25 protein-coding genes are annotated in these 25,934 nt (G+C 56.0%); 17 read left to right on the forward strand and 8 right to left on the reverse strand.

Translation table 11 applies throughout. The features are described from left to right. Window positions 1-73: 73 nt before the first annotated feature. From AC6T8Q_RS00405 to AC6T8Q_RS00415, 3 genes are all read left to right on the forward strand, one after another. Complete coding sequence (locus AC6T8Q_RS00405; protein WP_500677209.1) at window positions 74-1,120, forward strand: threonine aldolase family protein; 1,047 nt, start codon at window positions 74-76, stop codon at window positions 1,118-1,120. Window positions 1,121-1,189: 69 nt separating this feature from the next. Further along, window positions 1,190-1,909 carry a hypothetical protein gene (locus tag AC6T8Q_RS00410; protein ID WP_500677210.1) on the forward strand — a complete coding sequence of 240 codons (720 nt, stop codon included), beginning with the start codon at window positions 1,190-1,192 and terminating at the stop codon, window positions 1,907-1,909. A 447-nt stretch (window positions 1,910-2,356) separates the two neighbouring features. After that, a complete protein-coding gene (locus AC6T8Q_RS00415) occupies window positions 2,357-3,631 on the forward strand; it encodes an outer membrane beta-barrel protein (RefSeq protein WP_500677211.1) in 1,275 nt (424 codons plus the stop codon). 78 nt (window positions 3,632-3,709) lie between these two features. On the opposite strand, the gene AC6T8Q_RS00420 is transcribed toward AC6T8Q_RS00415, so the two are convergent. Continuing rightward, window positions 3,710-4,414 carry a J domain-containing protein gene (locus tag AC6T8Q_RS00420; protein ID WP_500677212.1) on the reverse strand — a complete coding sequence of 235 codons (705 nt, stop codon included), beginning with the start codon at window positions 4,412-4,414 and terminating at the stop codon, window positions 3,710-3,712. Between the two features lie 134 nt (window positions 4,415-4,548). Between AC6T8Q_RS00420 and AC6T8Q_RS00425 the strand changes: the two genes are divergently transcribed. The 9 genes from AC6T8Q_RS00425 (at window position 4,549) to AC6T8Q_RS00465 (ending at window position 13,468) form a co-directional block, all read left to right on the forward strand. Beyond that, window positions 4,549-5,850, forward strand: coding sequence for a hypothetical protein (locus AC6T8Q_RS00425; RefSeq protein WP_500677213.1), 1,302 nt, complete (start codon window positions 4,549-4,551; stop codon window positions 5,848-5,850). Window positions 5,851-5,950: 100 nt separating this feature from the next. Beyond that, window positions 5,951-7,432, forward strand: coding sequence for an IMP dehydrogenase (gene guaB / locus AC6T8Q_RS00430; protein WP_500677214.1), 1,482 nt, complete (start codon window positions 5,951-5,953; stop codon window positions 7,430-7,432). A 100-nt stretch (window positions 7,433-7,532) separates the two neighbouring features. Further along, the gene (locus AC6T8Q_RS00435; RefSeq protein ID WP_500677215.1) at window positions 7,533-8,702 is read left to right on the forward strand and encodes a hypothetical protein; all 1,170 of its coding nucleotides are present in this window, start codon (window positions 7,533-7,535) and stop codon (window positions 8,700-8,702) included. Window positions 8,703-8,734: 32 nt separating this feature from the next. After that, the gene (locus tag AC6T8Q_RS00440; protein WP_500677216.1) at window positions 8,735-9,403 is read left to right on the forward strand and encodes an NAD(P)H-hydrate epimerase; all 669 of its coding nucleotides are present in this window, start codon (window positions 8,735-8,737) and stop codon (window positions 9,401-9,403) included. Continuing rightward, a complete protein-coding gene (locus AC6T8Q_RS00445) occupies window positions 9,400-9,771 on the forward strand; it encodes a YbaN family protein (protein ID WP_500677217.1) in 372 nt (123 codons plus the stop codon). The genes AC6T8Q_RS00440 and AC6T8Q_RS00445 overlap by 4 nt, the downstream gene beginning before the upstream one ends. An 86-nt stretch (window positions 9,772-9,857) precedes the next feature. Continuing rightward, window positions 9,858-10,451: a hypothetical protein gene (locus tag AC6T8Q_RS00450; protein WP_500677218.1), complete on the forward strand. Its 594-nt coding sequence runs from the start codon at window positions 9,858-9,860 to the stop codon at window positions 10,449-10,451. Between the two features lie 212 nt (window positions 10,452-10,663). After that, complete coding sequence (locus AC6T8Q_RS00455; protein ID WP_496921910.1) at window positions 10,664-10,837, forward strand: hypothetical protein; 174 nt, start codon at window positions 10,664-10,666, stop codon at window positions 10,835-10,837. A 150-nt stretch (window positions 10,838-10,987) separates the two neighbouring features. Then, on the forward strand, window positions 10,988-12,130 hold the full coding sequence (locus tag AC6T8Q_RS00460) for an NAD-dependent epimerase/dehydratase family protein (protein WP_500677219.1): 1,143 nt from the start codon (window positions 10,988-10,990) through the stop codon (window positions 12,128-12,130). Window positions 12,131-12,136: 6 nt separating this feature from the next. Continuing rightward, the gene (locus AC6T8Q_RS00465) at window positions 12,137-13,468 is read left to right on the forward strand and encodes a vitamin K epoxide reductase family protein (RefSeq protein WP_500677220.1); all 1,332 of its coding nucleotides are present in this window, start codon (window positions 12,137-12,139) and stop codon (window positions 13,466-13,468) included. 31 nt (window positions 13,469-13,499) lie between these two features. Here the strand turns inward: AC6T8Q_RS00465 and AC6T8Q_RS00470 are convergent, their stop codons facing one another. After that, the gene (locus tag AC6T8Q_RS00470) at window positions 13,500-14,258 is read right to left on the reverse strand and encodes a hypothetical protein (protein WP_500677221.1); all 759 of its coding nucleotides are present in this window, start codon (window positions 14,256-14,258) and stop codon (window positions 13,500-13,502) included. A gap of 294 nt (window positions 14,259-14,552) precedes the next feature. Here AC6T8Q_RS00470 and AC6T8Q_RS00475 point away from each other — a divergent pair, with 294 nt between their 5' ends. Then, the gene (locus AC6T8Q_RS00475) at window positions 14,553-15,617 is read left to right on the forward strand and encodes a YheT family hydrolase (RefSeq protein ID WP_500677222.1); all 1,065 of its coding nucleotides are present in this window, start codon (window positions 14,553-14,555) and stop codon (window positions 15,615-15,617) included. Window positions 15,618-15,764: 147 nt separating this feature from the next. Here the strand turns inward: AC6T8Q_RS00475 and AC6T8Q_RS00480 are convergent, their stop codons facing one another. Next, window positions 15,765-16,217 (reverse strand): hypothetical protein, encoded by a 453-nt coding sequence (locus AC6T8Q_RS00480; RefSeq protein WP_500677223.1) that lies wholly within the window; start codon window positions 16,215-16,217, stop codon window positions 15,765-15,767. 425 nt (window positions 16,218-16,642) lie between these two features. Between AC6T8Q_RS00480 and AC6T8Q_RS00485 the strand changes: the two genes are divergently transcribed. Together AC6T8Q_RS00485 and AC6T8Q_RS00490 are read left to right on the forward strand one after the other, a co-directional pair. Beyond that, the gene (locus AC6T8Q_RS00485) at window positions 16,643-17,749 is read left to right on the forward strand and encodes an ATP dependent DNA ligase (RefSeq protein ID WP_500677224.1); all 1,107 of its coding nucleotides are present in this window, start codon (window positions 16,643-16,645) and stop codon (window positions 17,747-17,749) included. A gap of 86 nt (window positions 17,750-17,835) precedes the next feature. Next, complete coding sequence (locus AC6T8Q_RS00490) at window positions 17,836-19,209, forward strand: SLC13 family permease (protein ID WP_500677225.1); 1,374 nt, start codon at window positions 17,836-17,838, stop codon at window positions 19,207-19,209. Between the two features lie 154 nt (window positions 19,210-19,363). Here the strand turns inward: AC6T8Q_RS00490 and AC6T8Q_RS00495 are convergent, their stop codons facing one another. Continuing rightward, complete coding sequence (locus AC6T8Q_RS00495; protein ID WP_500677226.1) at window positions 19,364-20,248, reverse strand: ZIP family metal transporter; 885 nt, start codon at window positions 20,246-20,248, stop codon at window positions 19,364-19,366. 98 nt (window positions 20,249-20,346) lie between these two features. On the opposite strand from AC6T8Q_RS00495, the gene dtd reads away from it, so the two are divergent. Next, complete coding sequence (dtd, locus tag AC6T8Q_RS00500) at window positions 20,347-20,796, forward strand: D-aminoacyl-tRNA deacylase (RefSeq protein ID WP_500677227.1); 450 nt, start codon at window positions 20,347-20,349, stop codon at window positions 20,794-20,796. Window positions 20,797-20,856: 60 nt separating this feature from the next. On the opposite strand, the gene AC6T8Q_RS00505 is transcribed toward dtd, so the two are convergent. After that, window positions 20,857-21,753 (reverse strand): metal-dependent hydrolase, encoded by an 897-nt coding sequence (locus tag AC6T8Q_RS00505; RefSeq protein WP_500677228.1) that lies wholly within the window; start codon window positions 21,751-21,753, stop codon window positions 20,857-20,859. Window positions 21,754-21,968: 215 nt separating this feature from the next. On the opposite strand from AC6T8Q_RS00505, the gene AC6T8Q_RS00510 reads away from it, so the two are divergent. Beyond that, window positions 21,969-22,643 carry a CvpA family protein gene (locus tag AC6T8Q_RS00510; RefSeq protein ID WP_500677229.1) on the forward strand — a complete coding sequence of 225 codons (675 nt, stop codon included), beginning with the start codon at window positions 21,969-21,971 and terminating at the stop codon, window positions 22,641-22,643. A gap of 268 nt (window positions 22,644-22,911) precedes the next feature. Here the strand turns inward: AC6T8Q_RS00510 and AC6T8Q_RS00515 are convergent, their stop codons facing one another. From AC6T8Q_RS00515 to truA, 3 genes are all read right to left on the reverse strand, one after another. Then, window positions 22,912-23,883 carry an acetyl-CoA carboxylase carboxyltransferase subunit alpha gene (locus AC6T8Q_RS00515; RefSeq protein WP_496921923.1) on the reverse strand — a complete coding sequence of 324 codons (972 nt, stop codon included), beginning with the start codon at window positions 23,881-23,883 and terminating at the stop codon, window positions 22,912-22,914. A gap of 175 nt (window positions 23,884-24,058) precedes the next feature. Further along, window positions 24,059-24,949, reverse strand: coding sequence for a serine/threonine protein kinase (locus AC6T8Q_RS00520; RefSeq protein WP_496921924.1), 891 nt, complete (start codon window positions 24,947-24,949; stop codon window positions 24,059-24,061). A 122-nt stretch (window positions 24,950-25,071) separates the two neighbouring features. Continuing rightward, window positions 25,072-25,818, reverse strand: coding sequence for a tRNA pseudouridine(38-40) synthase TruA (gene truA / locus AC6T8Q_RS00525; protein ID WP_500677230.1), 747 nt, complete (start codon window positions 25,816-25,818; stop codon window positions 25,072-25,074). Window positions 25,819-25,934: the final 116 nt, after the last annotated feature.

Here is a 25,934-nt window from a genome sequence, read left to right on the forward strand (position 1 = left end):
GGAGAAGGACACGAGATAATCACCGGCGGCTCATTATTTTTGAAAAAGCTATTGTTTCTTGCGGAGCGAAAAAATGAAAGGTGTCTCGGCCCCTGCCGTCCGGATTGACCTGCTGAGCGACACAATCACTCGGCCCACGCTGGAAATGCGTGCCGCGATGGCCGCCGCCGAGGTGGGGGACGACGTCTTTGGCGAAGACCCGACGACGGTCAAGCTGGAAGCCCGCATCGCTGAGATGCTCGGCAAGGAAGCGGCGTTGTTCATGCCCTCGGGGACGATGAGCAACTTGATTGGCCTGTTGGTGCATGCCATTCCCGGTGAGGAATTTCTCTGCGAGGCCAACTGCCACATCCTGAATTATGAGCAAGCCGGTTACGCACAAGTCGGTGGTTTGGGGGTGAATCCCATTCAGGGCGAGAATGGGATTCTGCATCTCAATCAATTGCGCGATCAGATACGTGGTCCCAACGATCACTTGGCGCGGACACGGCTTATCTGTTTAGAACAAACTCACAATCGTGCGGCCGGGCGGGTGTTGCCTTACGAGGGCGTGGTGGAAATTTGCGCTTGGGCCGCCGCGCATGATCTGGCGAGGCATTTGGATGGCGCGCGGTTGTTCAATGCGGTTGTAGCTTCCGGGATTCCCGCCAAGGATTGGGCCCAGCACTTCGACACGGTGAGCGTTTGCTTCAGTAAAGGATTAGGCGCGCCGGTGGGCTCGGCGTTATGTGGCCCGACCGAAAAAATCAAACAGGCTCGCCGTCGTCGCAAGATGCTCGGTGGCGGCATGCGGCAAATCGGCAGCCTCGCCGCGGCGGCGCTCTTTGCACTTGATCATCATATTGATCGCTTGGCCGAGGATCACGAGAAAGCGCAAATCTTGGCAGCGGGGATTCGCGAGAACCCGCGACTGGCTTTGATCTCGGATCAGGTCGACACCAACATCGTAATTTTCACCGTGGCCGACGAGTTGGGCATGGCTGCGGAATTTTGCCAACAGCTGCTCCAGATCGGCATTCGTATGAATGCCACGGCGCCGCAGAAAGTCCGGGCCGTGACGCATCTGGATGTTACGAAAGAGCAATGCGCCGAAGTGGCCGACGTGTTGCGAAAGTATTGACCTGAGTTAATATGATGTTTCCAGACTTTTTTGGTACGGGCCAGCAATCGCACTTTAGGCGGCGCCTTGATGGATAGCTACGAAGCAGACGAGTTAGGCCGATACACTTCGCTGAGCAGTCTGGCGGTGTGCGCATTTTTGCTGGGCTTGGCTTCCCTGGTAGCGCTGTTGTCGCCACTGTTGGTCGTCGTGCCAATTGCCGGAATTATTGTGTCGCTCCTGGCCTTGCTACGGATCAACAACTCGGCGGGGGCGCTCTCGGGGACAAAACTTGTTTACATCGCGTTGGCTTTGAGCGTCGTTTGCGTGGTGGCCGGCCCTTTGCGCGTCAAAGTTCGCGATCGCCTTTACCAGAGCCAAGCCGATGCGAGCGCGCAAGAGTGGTTGCAGCTCTTGGCCAAAGCAGAAAATCAACAAGCTCTCAACGGCATTACGGGCAACGCGAAGATGTATCTGATGGAGCCCCCGTCTCCTGGAGGGCCGCCGCAGACTTTTGATGAGCAAATGTATGTGGTCAAGCTGGGAGAAGATCCCTTAGCCGCCAAGCTTCAAGAAGAAGCCCAGCATGGTGAGTTGGAGTTTGCCGTGCGGGATTTCAAGTCCGATGCCGACGGGCCGAACCCCCGCGCGGAGGTGACTTACCAAACCGTTAAGCCCGACGATTCCCTCACGATGAAGCTCGTGTTGTTACGTTCGATTAGTCCCAGTCGCGGGGGCGAATGGCTCATTGATTCTTGGAGGCTGGAAAGCGAAACAGCCCATGACCACGCGCATCCTCATTCTCATTAAGTGATGCGGCTCATTAAATACTGCGGCCCCATTAAAGTCGTGCAGGGCTGATTTTCGGCCGAAAACTCGCAACATACCTTAGGGTGTTAAACTTTGCCGATTGCGAAGTTCTTGTCGGGCACGGAAGCTTTTCCCACGCTGGCGTGATCGCTGGCGCGGCCAATCCCACCTAGGAATCTGCAGTGGACGGTCGTGCGATCCGTACAACCGGTAATCTTTCACAAAAACTGCCTGTTACGAGCGGTGTTTTGAGAGAAATGCGTGGCCGTGGCTCGACTGGTGTTCTCGGCACAGTCGATACATGAGAGCGAGGCGGACGCATCTCCCGCGAATACGGTCCCCATGTCGACCGTCCATTGGGACCGGAGTTCGTCAAATAAACCTTGCCCAGTTGCGATCGTTGGTTGGAACCAATCCGGCAAAGGGCAGAACAGAAGGAGCTATAAGGTGAAGTTAAAAACTTGGACAGCAGGTATCGCTGCTCTTGTGCTGTCTGCGGCGCCGGTGTTCGCCGTGGAAGGCAACGTGCAGTGGTCGAATTCGTTCGTAACACCTGCCAGTTGCGATGAAGATTCTTGTGATCCCGGCTGCGAATGCGGCGATCCTTGTGACTGTGGTTGTGGCGTTGGTGCCGTGGGCTTGTTCAGCGGCATCGGCGGTGGTTGCCTCGAGAATTTCACCCTGGCCAGCGCACTTGGCTTGGAAGACTCTTGGCTGGAAATCGGCGGCTGGACTCAAATCGCTTACTATGACCGTCAGGAACCCCTCTCGGTGACTCGTGGCGACTTGGGATCTTTCGACGACGTTCCTCGTGAATTGCAAGTTGCTCAACAATGGTTCTATGCCGGTAAGACCGCTGATGGTTCGAACGGCTTGGACTGGGGTTTCCGTGGAGACTTTATCTACGGTACTCAAGCTCAAAAGACCCAAGCGTTTGGCAACCCCGGCAACGAATGGGATAACGGTTGGGACAATGGCGTGTACGGTTGGGCTATCCCCCAAGCGTACGGCGAAATTGCCGTCGGCGATTTCAGCGCCAAAGTTGGTCACTTCTTCACCCCGCTTGGTTACGAAGTGATTCCCGCGACTGGCAACTTCTTCTTTAGCCATGCGTTGACGATGTACAACAGCGAACCGTTTACTCACACGGGCGTGTTGACTCAGTACACTGGCTTCGAAGGGTTGACCTTGTACAACGGCTGGACCGCAGGTTGGGACACCGGTTTCACCAATGCTAATGGTGGCAGCAACTACCTCGGCGGTTTCACGGCCCAGATGGTTGATTCCGTTTCCTTCACCTACTTGCTGACCTATGGCAACTTCGGTCTCAAGGATGGTGGTGGCGACGACAGCTACTCGCACAGTGTTGTTATGAATGCCAGCTTGACCGACAAGTTGAGCTATATTTTCCAGACCGACTACCTGTCGACGGACGAAAACAACGATGCCGGCAATCCCCGCATCGACAACGTTGGTGTCAATCAATACTTGATCTACCAATGGAACGACGTCATCGGCTTCGGTACCCGTCTCGAATGGTGGAAAGGTGCGGGCCCCTTCGCTCCGTATAACACCCACTCCTCGAAGTACGAAGCTACCGGCGGCGTGAATATCAAGTTGCTTGGCAACCTGATGATTCGTCCTGAAGTTCGTAAGGACTGGTATCCTGCCGAGGGTATTGACCGCGACATGATGGCATGTGATGCGATCTTGACCTACTAAGGTTCGAATCGCTTAAGGGAACATCCCCCTCGCCGGGGGCCGTCTTCGGACGGCCTCCGGTTTTTTTATGCGCCTTTCCTATTCCACGAGCGTGGGGATCTCTTCACTCCGTTGGATGAGCTGCGAGGCGAGCTTCCGCCGAGCCCACCAACCGACGCCTGTATCGTTGACTTCAAACGATTGCAGGGCGGGCAGGGCATCGACCAACTCCAACGCCGCCTTGGTGATTTGCGTCCCCGAAAGATCCAGGTGATGCAATTGTTGGAAAGCCGCCAGCTGCAGGGCACTCTCATCGGAAAGCGTGCAGCCAGGGAGTTCCAGACGGATCAGTTTTTCTAACGCCGTGCGATTGGCAATCATCAGATCGATCATCGCCTCGGCCTGCTGTGAGTTTTCAAGGCGGATCGCCGTGATCGCGTCGGTGAGTTCGGCAAAGTCGCCGAACGAGCGCTGCAGCCAATCGATCATGCTCGTTTCGACGTTTGCACCCATGGCCGTGAGTTTCGCAATGACGTCGCGGGATTGGAGATAGCCATCCATCTGCCGGGCAATCCAGCCCCGCGAATTGGCGCGGAATTCTAAATAGGCTTGCGCTTGCTGAAACGCTTCATGGAGTCCCGCGAAATCACTGGCGTTCCCACCATGGTCGGGATGCAGTTGCTTGGCCTTGGTAAAATAGGCCTGCTTGACGTCTTCCTCCGCATAAGGAGGAGCAACGCCCAGCACGACCATAAAGTCGGGCCGGCCATCGGCATCGCGGTGAATCAGGGGTGGACCAGACATATTTCGCTCCAGGGGTTAGGCATGTCAATTTTAAACCGAGAGCGTGGGAGGTGTTAGTCCCCGGGATTCTGTTGGCAAGATTTTACAATTGGCAACGAATAAGAAGTGATAGACTGTTTCGACGAGGGCCAATCATGTTTTTAAATAGCAAGATTTTATGGAAACGCTTCGGCTTAGGTTGCCTGGTCGTGGTGGCCGTCTTGCTGGTCGCCTATACAATCGTTGAATTTTGGACCGGTAGGCGACTGGAGAACCGACTCACCAAGTTGCGTGCCGCAGGAGAGCCGACCTCCATCGCTGACTTGGAAGCACCAGTCCCCGTTGATGACAACGCGGCAATGGTGCTCGCCGATGTGCGCCAACAAATTAAGGAATTTAGCAAAGCCCAGGGGATGTTTGACAAGACACCTCAGGGGCTGGCGTATCGTGAATCGGAATCCAACACCGTGGAGCCTACAGTTGAACAGGTCAACATGATCCGCGGTATCCTAGCTATGTATCCCCAGGTCCCAATAGCAATTGAGAAAGCGGCCGGGTGTAATTATCACGTTCCACTACTCGACTATTCCATCGAGCCTCAATACTTTCTCGATCAACTCTTACACTCTATCACGCTGAGCCGTGGGGTGAGCCGCTTCTGCAATTGGCAGATCACAGTTGCACTGGGTGATGGTGACTACGACGCTGCGGCTCGAATTGGCATCAACATGTTAAAACTCGCCCGACTTCGGGATGCCGAGCCGACGATTACCAATGGGCTGCTAGGTTTGGCACTGCGTAGCGCGGCCGTTCAGGATCTGAATCGGGTGTTGCGGTCGGGAGGGATTTCTCCCGAGGTGCGCACTGAACTCGACAACGAACTTGCACGACACGACGATCCGTTCTGGATGGTGAAGATTATGAAAACTGAGCGAGCTTACAATCTTGATGCGAGCGGCGACTTGTTTTCTCAATTTCCGATGACTTGGGTAGGCAAATTGGTGCAGGTCGATACGTTGGATATGTATGAGGAATTGCTCGCGGTACTCGCGAAGCCACGATACGAATCGCGTGGTGAATTGCAAGCTGTGTTTGAACGTTCCTATTCGACACGGGTTTCCGAATCCCTCGTGCGCCTTTTCGAACCAAGCCTACAAGCCGCGCAAGAATCTTTTGATCGGACTACAGTAGAAATGCGCTGCTTGAGAATTCTCAACGCTGTTCAGGACCAGGAGCAGCGCATGACCGACGATACAGTATCAATATCGCTGGAGGATCTCGCTCTTCCTGAGTCGGCAACGATCGATCCTTATAGTGGCGATCCTCTTAAGTTGAGACAGACTGGCGATGGCTGGGTCGTTTACTCAGTGATGAAGAACCGCAGAGACGACGCCGGAAATTTCGAAGCGTACGATGATTGGGGCGTCGCGCCGATTGGCTATCCAGACGCTGATTGAGCGCGTATGCCGCGTAATGGTCGCGGCTTTCTGAGGCGGTTGCCAACTCGCCCCCTCTCGTCGATAATCCGGGATTCACCTTGAGCCCTGGAGTCTCGCCATGCAGGACAAGCTCCCTTCCACCACTGCTCTTACCTTCGACGATGTGTTGATCGAACCCCGCTATAGCGAAGTGGTTCCCTCGGAGGTCGACGTCACGACCCAACTCACCGAGCGAATTGAATTGCGGATGCCAATTCTCAGTTCGCCCATGGATACGGTCACCGAGAGCAAGATGGCAATCTCGCTCGCTCAAGAAGGGGGCCTCGGCGTCATTCATAAGAACATGTCTATCGAGCGGCAGACCGAGGAAGTCGACAAGGTGAAACGCTCGGCCAACGGCATCATCGTAGATCCCGTGACGCTGCCCCCCAATGCTAGCATTGCCGTCGCGCGGCAGACGATGGACGAGTCGAACGTGTCGGGCATTCCGATCACCGAGAACGGCAAGCTCGTGGGAATTCTGACCCGCCGCGACCTGCGTTTTCTCGAAGATAATAGCTTGCCCATCTCTGAAGTGATGACCGGCGAACCCCTGGTGACAGCACAGGGGACCGTAACGCTTGGGGAAGCTGAGAAGATTTTGATGGCAAAAAAGGTCGAGAAGCTGCTGTTGGTTGACGAAAATAACAGACTGACGGGCCTGATTACGATCAAAGACATCGACATGATGCGGCGATTCCCTCAGGCCTGTAAAGATGCCCAAGGGCGCTTGCGTGTTGGTGCGGCGATTGGCGTGTTCGATTTTGAACGGGCCGAGAGCCTCATCGAAAAAGACGTCGATTTGCTCGTCGTCGACAGCGCCCACGGTCACTCGTCGAACGTCATCGAAACAGTCAAACAACTCAAAGCCAAGTGGGATATCGACGTCGTTGCCGGAAACGTGGCGACGGCCGAAGGTTGCCGCGACCTGATCAAAGCGGGTGCCGATGCCGTGAAGGTGGGCATTGGGCCTGGTTCGATTTGCACGACGCGGGTGATCTCGGGGATCGGTGTTCCACAGATCACAGCCATTATTAATGTCGCGAGTGCGGCGGTTGGTTCCAAAACACGGATCATCGCCGACGGCGGCATACGCTTTTCAGGAGATATTACCAAAGCCCTGGCCGCGGGTGCCCACGTTGTGATGTTGGGTGGCTTGCTGGCGGGACTCGACGAAAGCCCCGGCGAGCGCGTGCTCTTTAAGGGCCGCACTTACAAGGCCTATCGCGGCATGGGATCGTTGGGGGCGATGGTCCACGGTTCGAGTGAGAGATACCGCCAGTCGCATACAAGCGCTGGCAACGGCAAGTTGGTCCCCGAAGGAGTCGAGGGCCGCGTGCCGTATAAAGGTCCGCTGAGCCCTTACCTGTACCAATTGGTAGGTGGCTTGCGGGCAGGAATGGGTTATTGCGGAACAAAAACCATTGAGCAGCTGCGCACGCACGCCCGCTTCATTCAAGTGTCGCCGGCGAGTGTGCGGGAGAATCATCCCCATGACATTGCAATCACGCAAGAAGCGCCCAACTACACGGCCGAATTCTCGTCCGTGGAAGAGCATTAAATTTGTCGGCGCGTTGGCACTTGGTTTGTTAAGTGCTCAAGGGCCACTCGTTTCTGCCGCCGACTTGAATTGGGGGCGTTCCGCCGCAGCGGTTCCAAGTGTGGCAATTACTGCCGAGATGATGGAGCAAGAATTCGATGCTCCGGATGCTGCAATCGCTGAACAGCCTCAAGCTCAACCGGCCGATTTTGTCGCTTCGCAGGAAGTCGCTCAAGGATCGGCACGGATGGCAGCCGCTTGGGAAGACGATGATGCCTTGGCCGCGGAGTTGCAAGATGCACCCGCCGAAATTCCTGTCGAACAACCTGCTCCTCAAACGGGCGAAAGCCGGAGTGTGTTGACCAATCGCAATAACTTGGATGCAGCGCTCAATACGATAGATCCGTTTGAGGCCGATGACCGCACGGCACAAGTTCCCGAAGATTTGTTCGACGAACCCGAGGCCGAACCTATTCCGCAACTTGAGAATCGGATCGATGCCGTTCAAGACGCGGTCGAAGGCGAAATTAACCGTCGTCAACGCGAACCCAAAGAATTGATCGACGAGCCACGCATTTACGAGCCGGAAGATTCGTTCGACCTGGAAACCGTCGAGCCCGATGATGCAGAAGAAGTTGAAACGGAACAAACTCCGCTGGAATCGGAAGAAGAGCCCAGCGATGAGGCTGAGGATCAGACCCAGATCAACGGCCAGAAGGGGCCGAGCGATCTGAATTTCCAATTGCAGACGCCCCCGAAGCAAGATTCGGATATGGTGCGTCCCTTTGGCAGCAACGATTTTGTGGCCGAAGAAATTCGTGAATCCCAGAAGAACTGCGAAGAAGAATTAGCGGCCCTCAAGAGCGACCGCATCGACAGCGTCGATCTGAGCATTCACATCGATGGGGTGGCTGGGGAAGATTTCCCGTACGAATGCCAGTTGGGCAATGAGGAACTCCAACCCCGCGTTTGGCCTGAGATTACTTACACGTGGAAGGCCTCAGCGTTGTGCTACAAGCCGCTTTACTTCGAGCAAACCCAACTGGAACGCTACGGCCACACTTGGCCACGTTGCGTGCAGCCGATCATGTCGGGGGCTCACTTCTTCGGTTCGGTCGCCATCCTGCCCTACAAGATGGGGCTCGAAACACCGAACGAATGCATCTACTCCTTGGGTCATTATCGGCCCGGCAGTTGTGCGCCGTACTATATCGAAGCGATCCCGTTCACATGGCGAGCAGCGGCATTCCAAACCGGAGCGGTGACGGGCCTGCATTTCGCCACGCCCTAATCGCAACCTAAAGGCGACGATATAATCCTGGGATGAAAGCTCTCACGCGCGCTGAATCACGGGACGTTGATCGCCGAGCGATTGAAGAACTGGGCATCCCCGGCATTGTGCTGATGGAAAATGCTGGCCGGGGCGTGGTCGACGTTCTCATGAATCGAGAACGACGCCCACGCAAAGTGCTCATTCTTTGTGGCAAGGGGAACAACGGCGGCGACGGCTTTGTGATAGCGCGGCACTTGGCGATTTGCGAAGTGGCTGTGCAGGTGGTGATTCTCACACCCGCCGAGGAATTCACGGGCGATGCCCAAACGAATTTTCAAATCATCGAGCGATTGGGACTACGCATCGCCGATTTGTCGCAGGCAACCGAGCTCGTAGCGAGTCTCGATAACTTGGCGCAAGGATGTGATTGGCTCGTTGATGCAATGCTCGGAACGGGGGCGGTGGGTGAACCGCGTGAACCGTATCGCACGGCAATTGAGTGGCTGAACGAACAATTAATTCTTAAGCTCGCGGTTGATCTCCCTAGTGGGCTGGATTGCGACACGGGCATGCCTTCGACAACAACGGTGCGGGCGGATGTCACGTGTACGTTTCATGCCCCCAAGGTTGGCTTTACCACACGCGAAGCGTTAGAGTTCCTTGGCGAACTGAATGTGGTTTCGATTGGGCTCCCCATCGAAGGTTGGGGGGTGGCGTGACGAGGTTCAAGAAAGCCGTATTTATTCTGCTCGCCAGTTTGTTTTTGGTTCTCGGCATCATCGGCATATTCTTGCCGGGGTTGCCAACAACGCCGCTGCTGATTTTGAGCAGCTATTTCGCGGCCCGCTCGTCGCCACGGTTTCACAACTTCCTGCTGTCGTCGAAATTGGTGGGGCCTGTCTTGCGCGATTGGCAGGAGCATCGGGGCGTGCGGCAACGAGCCAAATGGCATGCCACGGTTTTGGTGGCCATCGCACTGGGGATCGTCGCCTATGTGTCGCCGCTGCCGTTTTATGGCCAAGCCTTGGTTTTTCTGCTGGGATTCATCGGACTGTGCGTGATCTGGCGATTGCCCACAATTTCGTAGTCCCTAGCCGCAGGTAGGTGCCCCTGACATTTTCGTGGGCTGGAAACTAAAATGATGGTTTCCCGCACACCAAATTTGTCACGGCCATGACCCGCATTTTTCCCACCCTGGCTTCGCTCTCGATCGGCCTGTTCTTGGCCTCGTTGGTGATCGGCCTCACGATTGGTGATCTCTATCACGACCCTACTGAAGCCACGCTCCGTTGGCGTGGGGTCCACATGCTCACGGGGACTGCCGCAGCGCTGGCCGTCGTCTTCGTGCATAGCATTGTTGTAACGTACTTTATCGGCACGAGCCGGTGGTGCAAGGAAGTGACCGAGACCTACAAACTTGATCCCGGGCCATTGCGGCGGAGCACCCACCTCAAGCGGCGAACATTCCCCTGGTGCGTGATGGGGATGCTCACGGTCGTGGCCGTGGGTGCCTTGGGGGCAGCGTCTGACCCTGGGACCGGCCGGCCCAATACGGCCGATATGACGAACGTGCATTTGATTGCCGCGTTTGCGGGGCTCGCTTTTGTGTGTTGGACCTATTTTCAGGCATGGCAAAACATCGCCGAAAACCAACTCGTGATCCAGGAAATCGTGGGAATGGTCGCCCGGATTCGCCGGGAACGTGGTTTGGACGTTTCTCCCGAGCTGGAAGCCTTGGCGTCCCAAGAGCCAGTCGCCACGCCGTAACAGCGATTCATCTGGCCGTGGCCCTTGTGCGCGGGCCGCAGAGACCGTAGTTTTGGTGCAAACGGAACCCAATTTGCCGCCAAATCGGCTGATTTTCGCCCCCTTTGTGCTGAGATATCCTGACAGCCGAGTGGCGGGAATTATACTTAGAAGTTCATAACGCCCTCGGCCGATGTCGGCCTTTTATTGTCCTCCAGAGAAGGTTGCGCGAAATGTCCAAAGCCATGACGATTGCCGGCATGGTCGTCGCGGCCTTAGTGTTTGTTGTGTTCGTGCTCGACATCTTCGTCGGCAGCACCGGTTTCAACAAAATGCACATCGGGGCCATCATTGCGTCCCTCATCTTGGGTTACGTCAGTTTCTCGACGTTCCGCGAACAGAAGTAGATTCATTTCTGCGGCAGCGGCCGGTAGGGACCCACTCTGGCCATTTGCCGTCCAAGTGGTGGAGCGTGATCATCGTAAATTCTTACCGGCATAGTCTTTGCATAGTTTGAAGACCAAACGGTTCAAGCACACTTGCGCCAGGAGGTCACGATGCCCGTCGACAAATTTCGCCTGCCCCCCGAGGCTCATCCCAAATCTCGACCGAGCGAGAAGGTACTCATCACCGGCAGTAGCGGGCTGATTGGTTTCTCTGTCGTTGAGCGATTCGAACAATTGGGCTACGAAGTGATCGGCTTTGATCGCGAAGGACCTCCCCATCCACCAGAATCCGCCGACTGCATCGAAGTGGATATTAGTTCGGATGCGAGCGTGCAACGCGGACTCAAAGCGCTCCGCGAACGGCACGGCAATCAATTGGCGTCGGTAATCCATCTGGCGGCGTACTACGATTTTTCTGGCGAACCAAGTCCGCTGTACGACGAGATTACTCTCCGTGGCACCGAGAGACTTTTGAACGGACTACAGGATTTTGAAGTGGGCCAGTTTATGTTTTCCAGCACCATGCTCGTGCAGGAGCCGACCCGGCCCGGAGTGAAAATCACCGAGGACTCACCCATCGATGCGAATTGGGACTATCCCCGGTCGAAGATCGAAACCGAAAAACTGATCCGCCACAAGCATGGCAACATTCCGTACGTACTTCTGCGCATCGCGGGCATCTACGATGAAATATGCCATTCGATTCCCATCTCGAATCAAATCCAGCGGATCTTCGAGCGACAAATCACTAGCCGTGTTTATCCCGGCGAGCTTTCTCATGGGCAAGCTTTCTTGCACCTTGAGGATTTGATTCAGGCGCTGGTGCTGCTTGTGCAGAAGCGTACCGAGTTGCCGCATGAATTGACGTTGATTTTGGCCGAACAGGAGGCGATCAGCTACGACGAATTGCAGCGATTGATCGGCTGGCTGTTGCATCGCGAAGAGTGGGAGACGCAGCAGATCCCCAAGGCGATGGCCAAGGCGGGGGCGTGGCTGCAAGACAACATGCCGCTTGTTGAGGAGCCGTTCATCAAACCGTGGATGATCGACCTCGCCGACGAACATTATGAAGTCGACACGGAACGTGCCCGGACGTTGATAGGATGGCGGGCCCAGCATTCCTTGCGCGAAACTCTGCCCGAGATGATCGCCGAATTAAAGGCCGATCCCCAAGGCTGGTACGAGGCGAACAAATTGGATCCGCCAAGTGATTTGGAGGAGAACGCACAACTCATCGGCAAAAGCGAGCGGTAACGAGTCATGGCAGCTACGGCCTACATAGCGCCAAGAAACCTGGAGCAGGCGGAAAGTCCGCCCCTGTGGCCGTTCGCAGTGAACATCATTTTGGGGGCTTGGCTAGCCAGCACGGCACTTACGATCGAGCCACATCCACCCGCTTTGATGGTGAGTGATTTGCTCTCCAGCGGACTTATCATCGGCGGTAGTGCGCTCGCTTGTTTTACCAGATTTGCTTGGGTGCGTTGGTTTGTGGCGATCACCGGAATCTGGTTGATGTGTGCGCCGCTTGTGTTTTGGGCCCCGACGGCCGTGTCATACGACGCGAACAACCTGATCGGCAGTTTAGTCGTCGCGTTCTCGGTGATCGTACCTAGCATCGTCGCAACGCGAGCCACTCCTGGTCCCGATGTTCCGCCCGGGTGGAATTACAACCCGTCCGCCTGGCCACAGCGCGTTGGGATTATTGCCTGCGCGTTTTTACAGTTTTTTATTGCCCGCTACATGGCCGCGTTTCAGCTGGGACATACGACCGAGATTTGGGACCCTGTGTTTGGCGAGGGAACGCGGAATGTCTTGGAGTCGGACGTTTCCAAGGCGTTTCCCGTGTCCGATGCGGGACTGGGGGCCGTCACTTATCTGATTGAAGCCCTGACGGGATTTCTCGGTGGCACGCGACGGTGGCGAACGATGCCGTGGGCGGTCGTGCTGTTCGGCATCATGATCGTGCCCGTGGGTGTGGTGAGCATTGTTCTGGTGGTGTTGCAGCCCGTGGCGGTCGGAGCCTGGTGCGCGTGGTGCCTGCTGACGGCGGGACTCACCGTGATCATGATCGGCCCGGCCATTGATGAAGTCATAGCGACCGGCCAATTCCTGTTGCGAGCCCGCAGCGAAGGACAATCGTTGTGGCAAGCTTTCTGGCAGGGGGGCACGATTCAAGTGCGCGCCAGCGATCAATCCACGGTGCGCGAAGAACCGTTGTGGCGGCAACTGGCCGGGGGCTTGGAACTGCTTTCGATTCCGTGGAACTTGGCTGTGTGTGCGGTCCTTGGTGTGTGGCTGATGGTAGCACCCGTGGCACTTGATAACACGGGAGTGTCAGCGAACAACAATCATTTGGTGGGAGCCCTTGTGGTGACGTTCGCCGTGATCGGCTTCAGCGAAGCCGGCAGGGGAGGGCGGCTCGTTAATATAATCCTGGGAGCCTGGCTACTGATTGCTCCCTTTATTCTGAATGGCGAGACCACGGCCTCGACGGTGAACGATCTTATTATCGGCGCCGCAGTGATTGCGCTCAGTTTGCGGCGGGGAAGAATTCTCGAGCGATTTGGCAATTGGGATCGCTGGATCGTCTGATTATTTGAGCTTTGTCTGAGGACTGAGTTGCTTACGCCGCGCGGAGGATTGAATGTTGCGGACGGGCGACGCGGGTGGCGGTCAGTTCCGCGAGTAGCTCGCCGGCTGTTGTGATCGCGACTTCCTCGCGGCTGGCGGCGTGTGAGACGTGCCGCAAGAGTTTTTCGAGATTCTGCAAGCTGCGCGACGACGTATCAGCCAGGCGCATCGCATCAACGGAAACTATGGTCATCTTCTCCGTGGAGAGCAGCTTCTGCAAATGGTGCAGTACGCTGCCGGAAACCAAGCGTGCCAACCACGAGCGGTGGGGAATCGCCAGCGTCTCGTCAAACTGCCAAAGGCCGCAGGGGAGTGGGGAGTATATGTTTTCTCCCCTGCGCTTTGACATGTTCGAGAGAATCCCGCGCAAACCCTGCTCGGCCAGGAAGGCGGCGTGATTGCGCAACTGGGCTGGTTGGCCAGAAACCAATCCCACGGTGGTGTTCGTGTTGTTTTGAATGGCCGTGACTCGTTTGCGGAGCGAATCACGCAGCAGCGGCGAATTGGCCTGTTTCGCCGAAATTGCGAGCGCCAGTTCGTCATCGGACTGGAGCAGGCTCTTATTTTGGATCAAATGCAGGTCGCAGCAGCCGGCGACCGACCAGGTCGCGGGGATATGATGGCCCCGGAATAAATGCACGAGATGCTGAACGCGGGCGAAATGGGCGGCTCCTGACTGGCCATCATGCACGTGGGGTCCTTCCAAGTGAACGACAAACGCGACACGAGCGGGCGAGGCAGAAAGTTTCATCAGTTCATTTCCCTGGTTCCGATGGCCGTGCGCTGCTGGCACATTCTTAACTTCGGGTGAGACTCGCAAGAAACTCAACGCCAGAACCGGACTCCGGGGTTGAGGCAGTCTGGTAAAATTTGCGGGAAAGGCAAAATACGGCGCTGCCAGCAGCCAAGTCGTTAGGCACAATAGTTTTGCAGTGACTTGGTGGCCTATTTTTTGATAGTATTGTCAGTCCCACCAGTTCGTGCCATCGGCACAAATTACCAACAAGTTTTCAGCAAACCGCGCGAGCGGCTTTCCATTCCATCCATGACGAATCGTCCTGCCGAAGTCTGGAAATTTCGCCCGCATCCTTTGCTGGCCAATTCCCATCTGCAAACGCTGATGGGGATTTATTGGCCGAGGAAAGTGGCTCCCTACACGGCGAAGCAACGTAAAGTCTTGCTCGACGACGGCGACTTCATTGTGCTACACGAAGATTCGCCCGTTGATGCCGACGAGACGACTCCTAGCGTGCTTTTGGTTCACGGTCTGGCAGGAAGCTACCAAAGCACCTATATGACCCGCATGGCCGAGAAGCTTGTCGCGCAGGGTTATCGAGCGTTCCGCGCTGACATGCGTGGCTGCGGGGCAGGCGAGGGGCTGGCCAAATCCCCAGTTCATTGTGGGCTCTACAGTGATATCGCTTCGGCGGTTCGCGAGATCGGCGAGCTTTATTCAGAATCGCCCGTGTCGTTGGTGGGTTTTTCGCTCGGGGGAACGATCGTTCTCAATATGCTTGCCGAGGCAGGCGAGATGCGGATCGGGAATCTTGAAAAATCACTTGTGGTCTGTCCCCCGATCGATTTATTTTCCTGCGAGCGCCACTTTTGCACACTCTTGGGTCGCCGGTACGACAAGTTCTTCGTCAAACAGATTTGGAATCAGGTTGTGAATCGCTGGCAGAGGTTTCCCGACATCAGTCCGCAAGCGATTCCCAAGCGTCCGCGCAAGTTACGCGACATCGATGAAATCGTGATCGCACCGAGCGGCGGTTTTACTTCGGCGGCTCACTATTACCGCGAGACGCAGCCAGGGCCCAAACTCGCGGCCATTCGACAGCCCGTGACGATTGTCTTCAGCAAGGACGATCCTGTCGTGCCGTGCGGTCCGCTGTTTGATTATCCGCACAGCGAGAGCGTGGAAACGATCCTCACCACGCATGGCGGGCACTTAGCCTTTCTCGGCGTGCGAAAGTTTATGGGGGCCAACGGCATCGATCAGGATTTTCGCTGGCTGGATTGGCGTATTCTTGAGTGGCTCGAGCATCCGCATGAGCGGCAAAGCATGCAGGACCTTCCAGAAGAAGCCGAGGAACTCAGACTCTCGCGCTAGCGATTCTTAGAAGCAGGGTCCAACCAACCGCGCAAAAAAAGTCCCCGAAACCCTGCCCCGGGTCCGGGAACATTGTGAAAAGCCAGACTTTAGAGGTCCGACCTTTTCTTTTTGCTCAATGTCTGTTTTGCTCAATTGGCAACGTCGTCAATCGGTGTGTGCGAGCGAACGAAGGGTTCCCGGCGTGTTGGTCTGAGTGGAATTGGAGAGTGGCGCGGTCATTGTGAAATCACGTGCCTCTGGCAGGGGAAGCTTCTGTGGTTCGCTCTCCGTCTTGAACGATTCCTCGATCGAGTTGGGATTGCCGGTTCCCGCTTGGACGGTCGCAGTTTTGATCACATCAATCTTGGCGGAAACGGTTTGATCGATTCCCAAAGGGTTATTGATCGCCAGGGGATCGGTGTAAGGCGATGGGATCAATCTCGACATCGGAGGCAACAACGCTGGCAATAAATTGGGATCAACGCTGTATTGTGGATCAGGTCGGGTGCCACGCGAAGTCTGCGTATCTACGGCGTGAAGGCTGCTGGTAAGGGTGAGGGTCGTAATGAAGGTGAGGGTCAGGTGGGAAATAGGGTGGGAAAACTTTCTGATCGTCATGGAGCGGCTCCCGGCATCGCAGTGAAACGATTGCTACCAACTCGCCGTCGAGCTGGTTTATGGCGTTGCGAATTGGCTGCTGCCTATTCGCAAAGCAAAGCCGCAAAATAGCAATTGGTGTGCCGGGAGAAATAATCTTGATTTTTGGGCTGAATGTTGCACGACCTGCGGAGTCTACTTACGGGACATTGTGCACGCCTTATGCACGCTTTGCTCAAGTCGCTGGCACGATACGAATGACTGCTTTCAACCGCATAATCGCAAGCGAGATTCCCCTGCGCAATCGCTAGAAGTGTTTGCGGTGATTTGCTTACCAACCTATGTTTGCCAGGTAGCTGTGCTTGCCGGGAAGATTGGCGCGAATCGTTCGCGCACGAATTAGTGATGTTTGTCCCTCATACGCACTCGGACCAAGGAACGCGCGCATGTCGATGTTGATCACTCCTAACGACGAAGATTCCGCCATTGATTTGTTGGAATCAAGGTCACATGGCGACGTTGGCCCCTGCTGCGAGAAATGTGGCGCCGCGATCAATGCGCATGATTCGCTCGTTTGTCGCAAGTGTGGTTGGTATGGCAGCATCGGTTCCTTCGTCGAGATCGATCGACAATGGGAAGGGGACGACGATTGCGAAGTCGAAGAATCTTCGATTTACAAGTTGCCCGCCTGGGCTTGGACGATGATCGCCTGCGTGACGGTCGTGGTCGCCGAAAGTATCGCGGCACGATTACTTACAGCGCCAGAGAGTGCCGCGCGCACGACTTGGGCGGTCACGCAATTGATCACGGGCATCACGTTGCTTGCCGTGTGCCAATTCACCGCGTTCGTGATGTACATGCGCGAAGTGAGCGAGGCGGGCCTCTTGGATTTTTTTCTGAAGCCGATCAAACCTTGGATCATGCGCGTGCAAGAACTACCGCGCTATCAATGGCTTTGCCATCTCGCGGTGAGCTCCTATTTGGCATTCAATCTATCGTTCACGGTGATTGGTGGAATTCCCTACGACAGATTGTGGGATTGGGGATTTCAGAAGCCAGTCAAACAAAACCTGGTCGGAGCCATCGCTTCCCAAGCGCAAAGTATCGAAGGAGAAGAGAAACCGCTCGATGAGGCCATCAAAGATTTCGCGGGGACTCAAGATGTCGACGGTAAAAAAGGTAAGAAGTCGAAGAACGATTTGAAGGCCCAACCCAAGGCACGGCAAAACGAAGATTGTCTGATTGTCGGCTATCGTGCTAACGGCGAAGGCCTAGTTTACAATCTGTATCTCGCCGGCGCGGGCGTCGGCACACTGCAATACGTGGGGCAAGTCACGCCGCAACTATCGGTGAAAGACCTGCGTGGCCTGAGCGAGCAACTCGCCGCATATCCAGCGAACACGCCATTCGTAAAAATGCCCGACGACGGCGTTCACTGGGTGAAGCCTCGCTTCACCTGCCGCGTGAGCTACGCAAGCAAAAGCCAAAAGGGGCGCCTCGCCGATCTCAAATTTGAAAGCCTGTTAGGCGAAGTCGACGTGGCGGAAAAATAACGCGATGTGATTTCATTTTTGCATAGTCAGTGCCGAGGGCCAGTTGTTAAACTAGCCCTCGGCACTTTTCTTTTTGGGACGAGCGAATGAAATCTTTTGCATTGTGGGCGGGGCCGATCGGGGCCGTCCTGGTCGGTTGGTGGGTGGCAGGGCAGGGGCTCGGGAATGCCGCCGCCTGGACCGCGGGCATTACTTTTCTTACGGCGATGTGGTGGGTCTGCGAACCGATTTCCATTGCTGCCGCGTCGCTGATTCCCATTGCCGTGTTGCCGCTCGTGGGTGTGCTTACCGCCAAGGAAGTCGCCGCTGCCTATGGCAACGAAATGATTCTGCTGCTCACCGGCGGCTTCATGCTCTCCAAAGCGATGGAACGGAGCGGCACACACCGGAGGATCGCGCTGGGGATGGTCAGCTTCTTGGGGGGCGACAATGGCCGCCGGCTGGTGCTGGGGTTTCTTACGGCCTCCGCAGTGCTGAGCATGTGGATCTCGAATTCGGCGACGACATTAATGCTGCTGCCGATTGTGCTCGCCGTGGTGGAAAAAGTTTCTGACACCAAATTGACGATCGCGTTGTTGCTCTCCATCGCTTACGGGGCGAGCATCGGCGGTATCGGCACGCCGGTCGGTACGCCGCCGAACTTGATCTTCATGGAGAACTACGAAACCGCCACGGGACAAGAAATTGGCTTCCTGCAGTGGATGACTTGGACCGCGCCGATGCTGCTCGCCATGATTCCCTTCACTTGGTTGTGGCTCGCCCGCGGTGTTCGCGCGACCGAGAAGATCGTCATGCCGGAAGTGGGAGAATGGCGGACCGAAGAAATTCGCACGATGACGGTCTTTGGCATCACGGCTGTGTTGTGGATGACGCGCATTGAACCGTGGGGCGGTTGGAGCGGACTCTTCAATCTTCCCGGTGCCAATGAGGCGAGCGTGGCGTTTCTGGCTGTCGTGGCGATGTTCCTCATTCCCAATGGAAAAGGCAATGGCGAGCGGCTGTTGGATTGGCAAACGGCCTCGAACATTCCGTGGGGTGTACTGCTGCTGTTCAGTGCGGGGGTGGTGATCGCCGATGCGTTTATGAAGTCGGGCCTGAGCAAAGCGATCGGCGAGGGGCTAGTGGCGTTCGATTCGCTTCCGATTCCTGTGTTGATTGCGCTCGTCTGTTTCATCACCACGTTTGCGAGTGAACTCACAAGCAATACGGCACTTGCCACCCTTTTGATGCCGATCATGGCGGCGATGGCCGAGGCCGGGAACATCGACCACAAAGTGCTGATGGTCCCCGCGGCGATTGCTTCGAGCTACGCGTTCATGATGCCCGCCGGCACGGCCCCAAACATTATCGTGTTTGGGACGGATCGTATCAGCGTCCGGCAAATGGCGTATGAGGGATTTGTGCTCAACCTCATCGGGATTGTTATCGTGACGGTCGTTTGCACGTGGCTGTTTGCGTGAGAATAGAGGAATCGTTGCCCTCGGTCATTCTGAGGGGAGTCCTGCGACCCGAAGAATCTGGATTCGATCTTTATGCGGTCATTTTGCGTGAGGGTGCTGCAGGCCAGATCCTTCAGTCGCCTACGCTGCTTCAGGATGACAGGTAGAGACACGGCTATTCCATGATTTCCGTAACTGCCGACGCCGGGGCAGGGGGGTGCTGATGGGTCACCCCTTCGAGTTGGCAGATGCCCCACGCGAGGGCAAGCCCCAACAACAGCGCCAACGAAAGCTTCCCGCGATCGTGGTCGTGGAATTGCAACTCGGGTAACAGATCGCTCAGCGCGATGCACAGAAATGTTCCTGCCGCAAAGGCGAGCGCCTTGGCCAGCACGTCGCCGCCGCCACCCTCGGCCATGAAACCGAAGTGAAAGATCAACACGCCGACGGGGATCGCTAGCGCAAATAATCCGTTCACCACATGCCGCGATGTGAGCGACCAACCCCCGTGGGCCATCAGCGTGGCGATGGTCATCGAGTCGAACGGCTTGTGCAAGAGCACCACAAGAAACGTGCCGAAGCCAGCCAACCGCACTTCCGCGCTGCCATGGGCAACCCCGGCCGCCAGAGCGATACCTTCGATCACGCTATGCAAAGTCAACCCCAGTGCCGCGCCACTCCAGGAAAGATCGTGGCCATGATGGTGATCGTGACTGTGACCATGATCGTGCTGATGTTCGCAGGCGATCTCACCATCCTCGACGCCATGGTGGTGAAAACAAAAGAATCGCTCGATAAAAAACATTAACATGAGTCCAAACAGCACCCACATCACGACTTGCCAATGGGCTTGGTCGGGGGGGATCGATTGCTCGGCTTGCTCGAGTGCGTGGGGCAGCATGTGCAGGAGGCCGATCCCCAGCATTACGCCTGCCACAAAGCTGACCGCGCATTCCATCCAGCGATGGCTCAGCCGAAACCAGACGGGGATCATCCCGCCGCCGATGGACGCCAGGAGAATCAAAAGACAATAATAGGTGAGCAAGACCGTGGAACTCATCGTCTGAGTATGGCAGCGGCATAGGTTTCACGCAAGTCACTTGTTTTTGCAATTCAATTTCAATAAGCGAGCCGGGTCGTCATCGACCCCGACACAATATGCGGGCCTGTATTCAACGAGTTTCCCAGGCTCGGGTCGTCGTCGAAGGAGAAGTGACCGGCGAAATCGGCAGGGGGCTATTGGTGCTGCTGGGAGTGGCGGCGACCGACACCGAGGCGGAACTCAAATGGCTCGCGGATAAGATTGTGGGCTTACGAATTTTTGACGACGAGGCGGGGAAGATGAACCTATCGCTCTCTGACGTGGCTGGCGGCATGCTCGTGGTGAGTCAATTCACGCTGTACGGCGATTGCAAGAAAGGCCGGCGACCCAGCTTCATCGATGCCGCGCCTCCTGAGATGGCCGAGGCGATGTACGAGCGGTTCGTGGCGTATATCGCTCAAGGGGGGACACCGACCGCAACGGGAAGATTTCGCACAACCATGGCCGTCGAACTGGTGAACGATGGGCCCGTGACGATCTGGATCGATACGGCGGAGAGGAGTTAGCTGGCATCGTCCCGATGCCGAGATTCATGTCACACGGCATCGGGACGATGCCGGCTAACATTATTTCGTTTCGCCTTGCACGCGCCGCCACAATCTTCGAGCGGTGTCGTAAATCGTGCGATCGACCTGCTGATGGGCGTAAGGATCGACGGGTACGGGCTGGTAAACGTTACCCTGCGGCATGGTTTGTGGTGCGTAACTATTCGGAGAATAAACTTGACCCGGTGCGAAGCCAGTGATCGGCGAATTCGGATCTTGCTGTTGATTCCAAATCCCTTGCCAACCATTGGCGGCCATTTCCATCGGCGAGGGGCGGCCATATTGTTCCATGACCATCGGCTCGCTGAGGATCATCATGATGACGAGCGTGAGCTTGGAATAAGTCGAAAAGTTGGCCCAGCGGTTGTCGCCCCAAAGCTTGAGCGCCGTGCCGAACGATTTTTTCAACCGCCAGCGTCCGCCGGTCCATTCAATCGAATAGATTTCATCGAGCGTAAGATGCGACAACACACCGAGGAACATCCCGGCTGCTTTGAAGTAACGCAATTGCAAGTTGGCCGACGCCGAGAGCAGGAACACAACCCCCGTGAAAATCATAGCGGCAGGAATGCTGTGAAACATACCGCGATGGACCGTGTACTTCGCCAGCATTCTGGCGACGACAAAGCGCACGAACAGATACATGCCACTGGCGGCAATCACAACGTGTTCGTGATTGAGGCCCATCTCTTGGAGTCGTCCCAGCATGAGCATGGGAATGATCGCGGCGGCAAAACACATCGATTCGCGAAACGGCACACCGGAGTCGCTATCGATGTCGGGCATCATGCCACCGATGCCACACAAGCCTCCAGCGATCACACCCGATTCCCACGGCAGGCCCATGTACATACCGACCGCGCCGTAACCAACGCCGAGCGTCGTGCTGACAGTAATATGAGTCTTAAAGCCGGCCATGGAGTAAGGGTTCAGAAGTCAGAGGTCAGAGGACAGGGCGGGGAATGTAAGAAAAGCCTGGCTTACGAGCCAGACGATTTCGCCGCTTGCGGCTTAGCGGAGGAAGCAAAGCTATCACTGCCAGCACCACCATGAACTGCCCTTCGCCCGGCCAATCGCGCTGGCTATACTTCGCCCCGAATATTCTTTCCCTTGGACCCTCTATCCATCCTCCCATGCAAACTTACGACGTCTTGATGTTGGTCGTTTTGGTCGCCGCCACGATCTTTGGAATGTGGAAAGGGATGGCGTGGCAGATCGCATCGCTCGCTTCGTTGGTCTTGAGCTATTTCGTGGCGCTCAAGTTTGCGGATCAAATTGCACCCTCTTTTGCCGGAATTGCCCCCCCGCCGCTCAATAAATTCGTAGCGATGCTGCTCATCTATATGGGTACGTCGTTTGTGATTTGGAGCTTGTTCCGCTTCGTGTCGGGAATCATCGACCGCGTGAAGCTCGAATACTTTGACCGCCAGATGGGCGCGATCTTCGGTTTTGCCAAAGGCATCCTGCTGTGCGTGGCGATCACGTTCTTCGCCGTGTCGCTGTTGCCCCAGGCGCAAAAAGAACAAATTCTGGCCTCCCAGACCGGCCATTACATCGTCGTGATGATCGACAAAACCGACGCGGTCGTTCCCCCCGAGATCCACGACGTCATCGGGCCATATTTGCAAAGAATCGAACAACAACTCGATCCCAACGGCCAGCGGACTAGCCAACAGCACGCCAACAACTGGCCGCAGGCGGCATTCCCGGAATGGCCGACCCTACCGGCGAGCGCCAACAATACGATCCCAGCCCAGCCCGCCGCGACGCCATTGCCAACGGCCACCTGGCCACCACGGCCTCAATAACGTGGCCGCTGCGGAAGCAACATGTTAGCCGGCATCGTCCCGATGCCGTTTAATCGCCACAGAGTAGGGGCCCAAGGCGAAATGGCGTATTTCGCGGGATTCTCGCACCCCGAAACGAACATAACAGTGATTATCGGACGTTCGTAACAGGCTCGAATTCGCGAGTGAGCCCCCTTCACTGGCTGCGTTAGCCGGCATCATCCCGATGCCGTGTTGGCCGATCCGCCGAGGCGATCACCATACCTAGCCGCGATGCCGCGTCGAAGAATTACACCGCCGCGGGTTCTAAGTACGGTCCCATGCGGCGGAACTTGTCGTAGCGTTCCACGAGCAGCTGGTCGGTCGGCTTGCGCAAAAGTTCGCGTAAGGTTTTGATCAGATAAACCTTCAGCCGGCCCGCCATTTGGTGGTGATCCCGATGGGCACCGCCGAGCGGTTCTTCGACGACGTCGTCGACAACGCCCATTTCGCTCAGATGTTTGGACGTGATTTTGAGCGCCGTAGCGGCCTGTTCGGCGTAGTTATGACTCTTCCAAAGAATGCCGGCACAGCCTTCAGGGCTGATCACCGAATAATAGGCATGCTGCAAGATAGCTACGCGATCGCCGATGCCGATCCCCAAGGCCCCGCCGGAACCTCCTTCGCCGATCACCACGCAGATAATCGGAGTTTGTAGTCGCGACATTTCCAGCATGCTTTGGGCGATCACCATGGCCTGGCCGCGTTCCTCGGCGCCGATTCCCGGATACGCCCCCGGTGTGTCGATCATGGCGATGATCGGCAAGCGGAACTTGGCCGCGAGCTTCATCTTCTCCATCGCTTTGCGATAGCCTTCCGGATGAGCACAGCCAAAATAACACTCGTTGCGTTCCTTGAGCGTTTTGCCTTTCTCGTGACCGACGACGAGCACCTTGTGCTCATCCAACTTCGCAAAGCCGGTTCTTAAGGCTCGGTCGTCGCCAAAGAACTTGTCGCCGTGAAGTTCCACGAACTCATCGAACACGAGATCCAAGTAATCAGTGAACTTAGGACGTTCTTTATGCCGCGCGACCTGCACCGTTTCCCAAGGATCGAGATTGTTATAGATCGTCTTGGTCGTCTCGGTGAGCTGCCGGCGCAAACCGCGAATCCGCTCGACGTGCTCGGGCGTTTTCTTCTCGTTGGCTTCGAGCGCGGAAATTTGTTCCTGCAGCTCAAAGATCGGTTGCTCAAACGGAAGTCGAAAGTCGTATCCAGGCATAATAAAAATCCAACTTTGAATTCTTGTTTCAGATTCACCGCTAATGGACGCTTATAGGCGCTAATAAGAAACGAATACAAATCCTATTAGCGAAGTTTAGCGTCGATAAGCGGTTTAATACTCTGCGTTCCCCGCGCCTCTGCGTGGAAATCTTTTGGTACTCTATTATATCGAATCAGTTGTGTTCGTCGTCTTTGGTTTCTACCTTATCGACCGGCTTCTTCGGTTTGATGTGGAAACAACGCCCTGCCTTGAGCTCGCGGTAAAATTCCATCAGCGAATCGGGCCGGTTCTTGGGTTCCTTCTCCAACATGCGATGAATCAAATTGGCAAAGTCCGGCTGAATGTTCTTCTGCAACATGCCGATCGGCTGTGGCCGGCTTTTGAGATGTTTGTTCAATAAGTCGGCCGTGCTCGTACCGGTATAAGGCAGCTTGCCGCACATGAGTTCGTAAACCATGCAGCCGAAGCTATAAATGTCGGCGCGGGCATCGACTTCCTTGCCACGAATTTGCTCGGGGGCCATATAGCTATAGGTCCCCTGCACCGGCGCTTTATTGCCAAGCAGCTTGGAGAAACCTGTTTTGATTTTGCGAGCCAACGTAAAGTCAATCAGTCGGACCTCATTGGTCTCGCTGACTAAAAAATTGTCCGGCTTGATGTCGCGATGAGTCCAACCCTGCTTGTGCATGTACTCGATCGAGAGTGCTGCCTCGCCGAGGATAGCTTCCATCCGCCAATGCAGTCGTTCCACCCCTTCGTGAATTTGCTGCTTGAGGTTAGGAGTCTTGAACAGTTCCATAATCAGATACGTGCCGTCCTTGGCCGTGCCGAAGTCGAGCGTCTTGATAATCGACTTGTGTTCGAGCGATTTGCCGACGGTGTATTCGTGCTTGAGCTCGTTCGCGGCTTGGCGCGTGTGCTTATTACCGGCGGGCAGCCACTTCATGGCAAACGCTTCGTTCTTGCCGATGGGGCGCACGGCCCAAATCTCGTACATCGCGCCAGCACGAATGAGATAATACAGCCGATAAGGGCCAACAAATTCTTTTCCGCCAGTTGCCATGAAATCCGCGTGGGGGCTCGGTGTTCCGTGTGACAGGGAGAGACTACTAGTTTAGTCCGGTCCGCACCGAGAGGAAACCCTGAAGTGAGCCGCTCGCGGCTTCGCGACAGCCGCCAATTCACTCAATAATAGACGTGCAACAAACACAAGCCTTGAGGGGGCGCAGTCCGCCCCGCCGCACGACGATCACGTTCAGCCAGCACTTCGGCGAGCCACTTTTCATCGCGCCGCCCCGAGCCAACATCGACCAGCGATCCCGCGATGATTCGCACCATGTTGTAGAGAAATCCGTCCCCTTCGACGTCGATTTCCACGCGTGAAGCTTGGTCGTCGCTGCCTCGGCGGACTTCGATGGCCGTGATCGTTCGCACGGTGCTTTCGCGTTCTGAACCCGCGGCTTGAAAGCTCAAGAAATCGTGCGTCCCCACTAAGGCTTGTCCTGCCCGGTGCATAGCTTCGGCATCGAGTGGTTGCGGTACGTACCACACCAAGTTGCGATCAAATAACGGCCGCGTGCGCTCGTTATGAATGCGATAGCGATAGCGCTTGCCTTTGGCATCGTAAGTCGCATGAAATCCGGCCGCGACTTCTTCAATCGCCACGAGAATCACATCCTCGGGGAGTTTGGCGTTGATTGCGCGATACAACTGATCGGCCGTGAGATGCGTGGTCGAGTTGACGCCGACAACTTGCCCCAGCGCGTGGACACCCGCATCGGTGCGGCTCGTGGCGGAGACTTGCACGGCTTCGCCCGTGATTTGCTCCCACGCGGTTTGCACAGCCCCCTGCACCGTGCGGCGATCGGGTTGAAACTGCCAACCGGAAAACTTCGTGCCGTCGTACGCGATGATGAGTTTGAACGTCGGCATAGAAAAAATTTACAGGAGGAAGCAGAGTTTATGTCATCCCGAGGGAGGCTTACCGACCGAGGGATCTGGCTTGCAGTACTTTCACGCATGGCAAGCGTGTCGAGATTGAAGCCAGA

The sequence above is a fragment of the Bythopirellula sp. genome, from assembly GCF_041737835.1.
Taxonomy (GTDB): Bacteria; Planctomycetota; Planctomycetia; order Pirellulales; family Lacipirellulaceae; genus Bythopirellula.

What these genes read in the sequence shown, in the direction of transcription:
- AC6T8Q_RS00420 (WP_500677212.1), bottom strand. Translation starts at nt 4,414, where the DNA reads ATGTCTGGTCCACCCCTGATTCACCGCGATGCCGATGGCCGGCCCGAC.
- AC6T8Q_RS00490 (WP_500677225.1), top strand. Translation starts at nt 17,836, where the DNA reads ATGAAATCTTTTGCATTGTGGGCGGGGCCGATCGGGGCCGTCCTGGTC.
- AC6T8Q_RS00520 (WP_496921924.1), bottom strand. Translation starts at nt 24,949, where the DNA reads ATGGCAACTGGCGGAAAAGAATTTGTTGGCCCTTATCGGCTGTATTAT.
- AC6T8Q_RS00485 (WP_500677224.1), top strand. Translation starts at nt 16,643, where the DNA reads ATGTCGATGTTGATCACTCCTAACGACGAAGATTCCGCCATTGATTTG.
- AC6T8Q_RS00465 (WP_500677220.1), top strand. Translation starts at nt 12,137, where the DNA reads ATGGCAGCTACGGCCTACATAGCGCCAAGAAACCTGGAGCAGGCGGAA.
- AC6T8Q_RS00425 (WP_500677213.1), top strand. Translation starts at nt 4,549, where the DNA reads ATGTTTTTAAATAGCAAGATTTTATGGAAACGCTTCGGCTTAGGTTGC.
- AC6T8Q_RS00455 (WP_496921910.1), top strand. Translation starts at nt 10,664, where the DNA reads ATGTCCAAAGCCATGACGATTGCCGGCATGGTCGTCGCGGCCTTAGTG.
- truA (WP_500677230.1), bottom strand. Translation starts at nt 25,818, where the DNA reads ATGCCGACGTTCAAACTCATCATCGCGTACGACGGCACGAAGTTTTCC.
- AC6T8Q_RS00470 (WP_500677221.1), bottom strand. Translation starts at nt 14,258, where the DNA reads ATGAAACTTTCTGCCTCGCCCGCTCGTGTCGCGTTTGTCGTTCACTTG.
- AC6T8Q_RS00495 (WP_500677226.1), bottom strand. Translation starts at nt 20,248, where the DNA reads ATGAGTTCCACGGTCTTGCTCACCTATTATTGTCTTTTGATTCTCCTG.
- dtd (WP_500677227.1), top strand. Translation starts at nt 20,347, where the DNA reads ATGCGGGCCTGTATTCAACGAGTTTCCCAGGCTCGGGTCGTCGTCGAA.
- AC6T8Q_RS00505 (WP_500677228.1), bottom strand. Translation starts at nt 21,753, where the DNA reads ATGGCCGGCTTTAAGACTCATATTACTGTCAGCACGACGCTCGGCGTT.
- AC6T8Q_RS00510 (WP_500677229.1), top strand. Translation starts at nt 21,969, where the DNA reads ATGCAAACTTACGACGTCTTGATGTTGGTCGTTTTGGTCGCCGCCACG.
- AC6T8Q_RS00460 (WP_500677219.1), top strand. Translation starts at nt 10,988, where the DNA reads ATGCCCGTCGACAAATTTCGCCTGCCCCCCGAGGCTCATCCCAAATCT.
- AC6T8Q_RS00450 (WP_500677218.1), top strand. Translation starts at nt 9,858, where the DNA reads ATGACCCGCATTTTTCCCACCCTGGCTTCGCTCTCGATCGGCCTGTTC.
- AC6T8Q_RS00475 (WP_500677222.1), top strand. Translation starts at nt 14,553, where the DNA reads ATGACGAATCGTCCTGCCGAAGTCTGGAAATTTCGCCCGCATCCTTTG.
- AC6T8Q_RS00480 (WP_500677223.1), bottom strand. Translation starts at nt 16,217, where the DNA reads ATGACGATCAGAAAGTTTTCCCACCCTATTTCCCACCTGACCCTCACC.
- AC6T8Q_RS00440 (WP_500677216.1), top strand. Translation starts at nt 8,735, where the DNA reads ATGAAAGCTCTCACGCGCGCTGAATCACGGGACGTTGATCGCCGAGCG.
- AC6T8Q_RS00405 (WP_500677209.1), top strand. Translation starts at nt 74, where the DNA reads ATGAAAGGTGTCTCGGCCCCTGCCGTCCGGATTGACCTGCTGAGCGAC.
- AC6T8Q_RS00410 (WP_500677210.1), top strand. Translation starts at nt 1,190, where the DNA reads ATGGATAGCTACGAAGCAGACGAGTTAGGCCGATACACTTCGCTGAGC.
- guaB (WP_500677214.1), top strand. Translation starts at nt 5,951, where the DNA reads ATGCAGGACAAGCTCCCTTCCACCACTGCTCTTACCTTCGACGATGTG.
- AC6T8Q_RS00515 (WP_496921923.1), bottom strand. Translation starts at nt 23,883, where the DNA reads ATGCCTGGATACGACTTTCGACTTCCGTTTGAGCAACCGATCTTTGAG.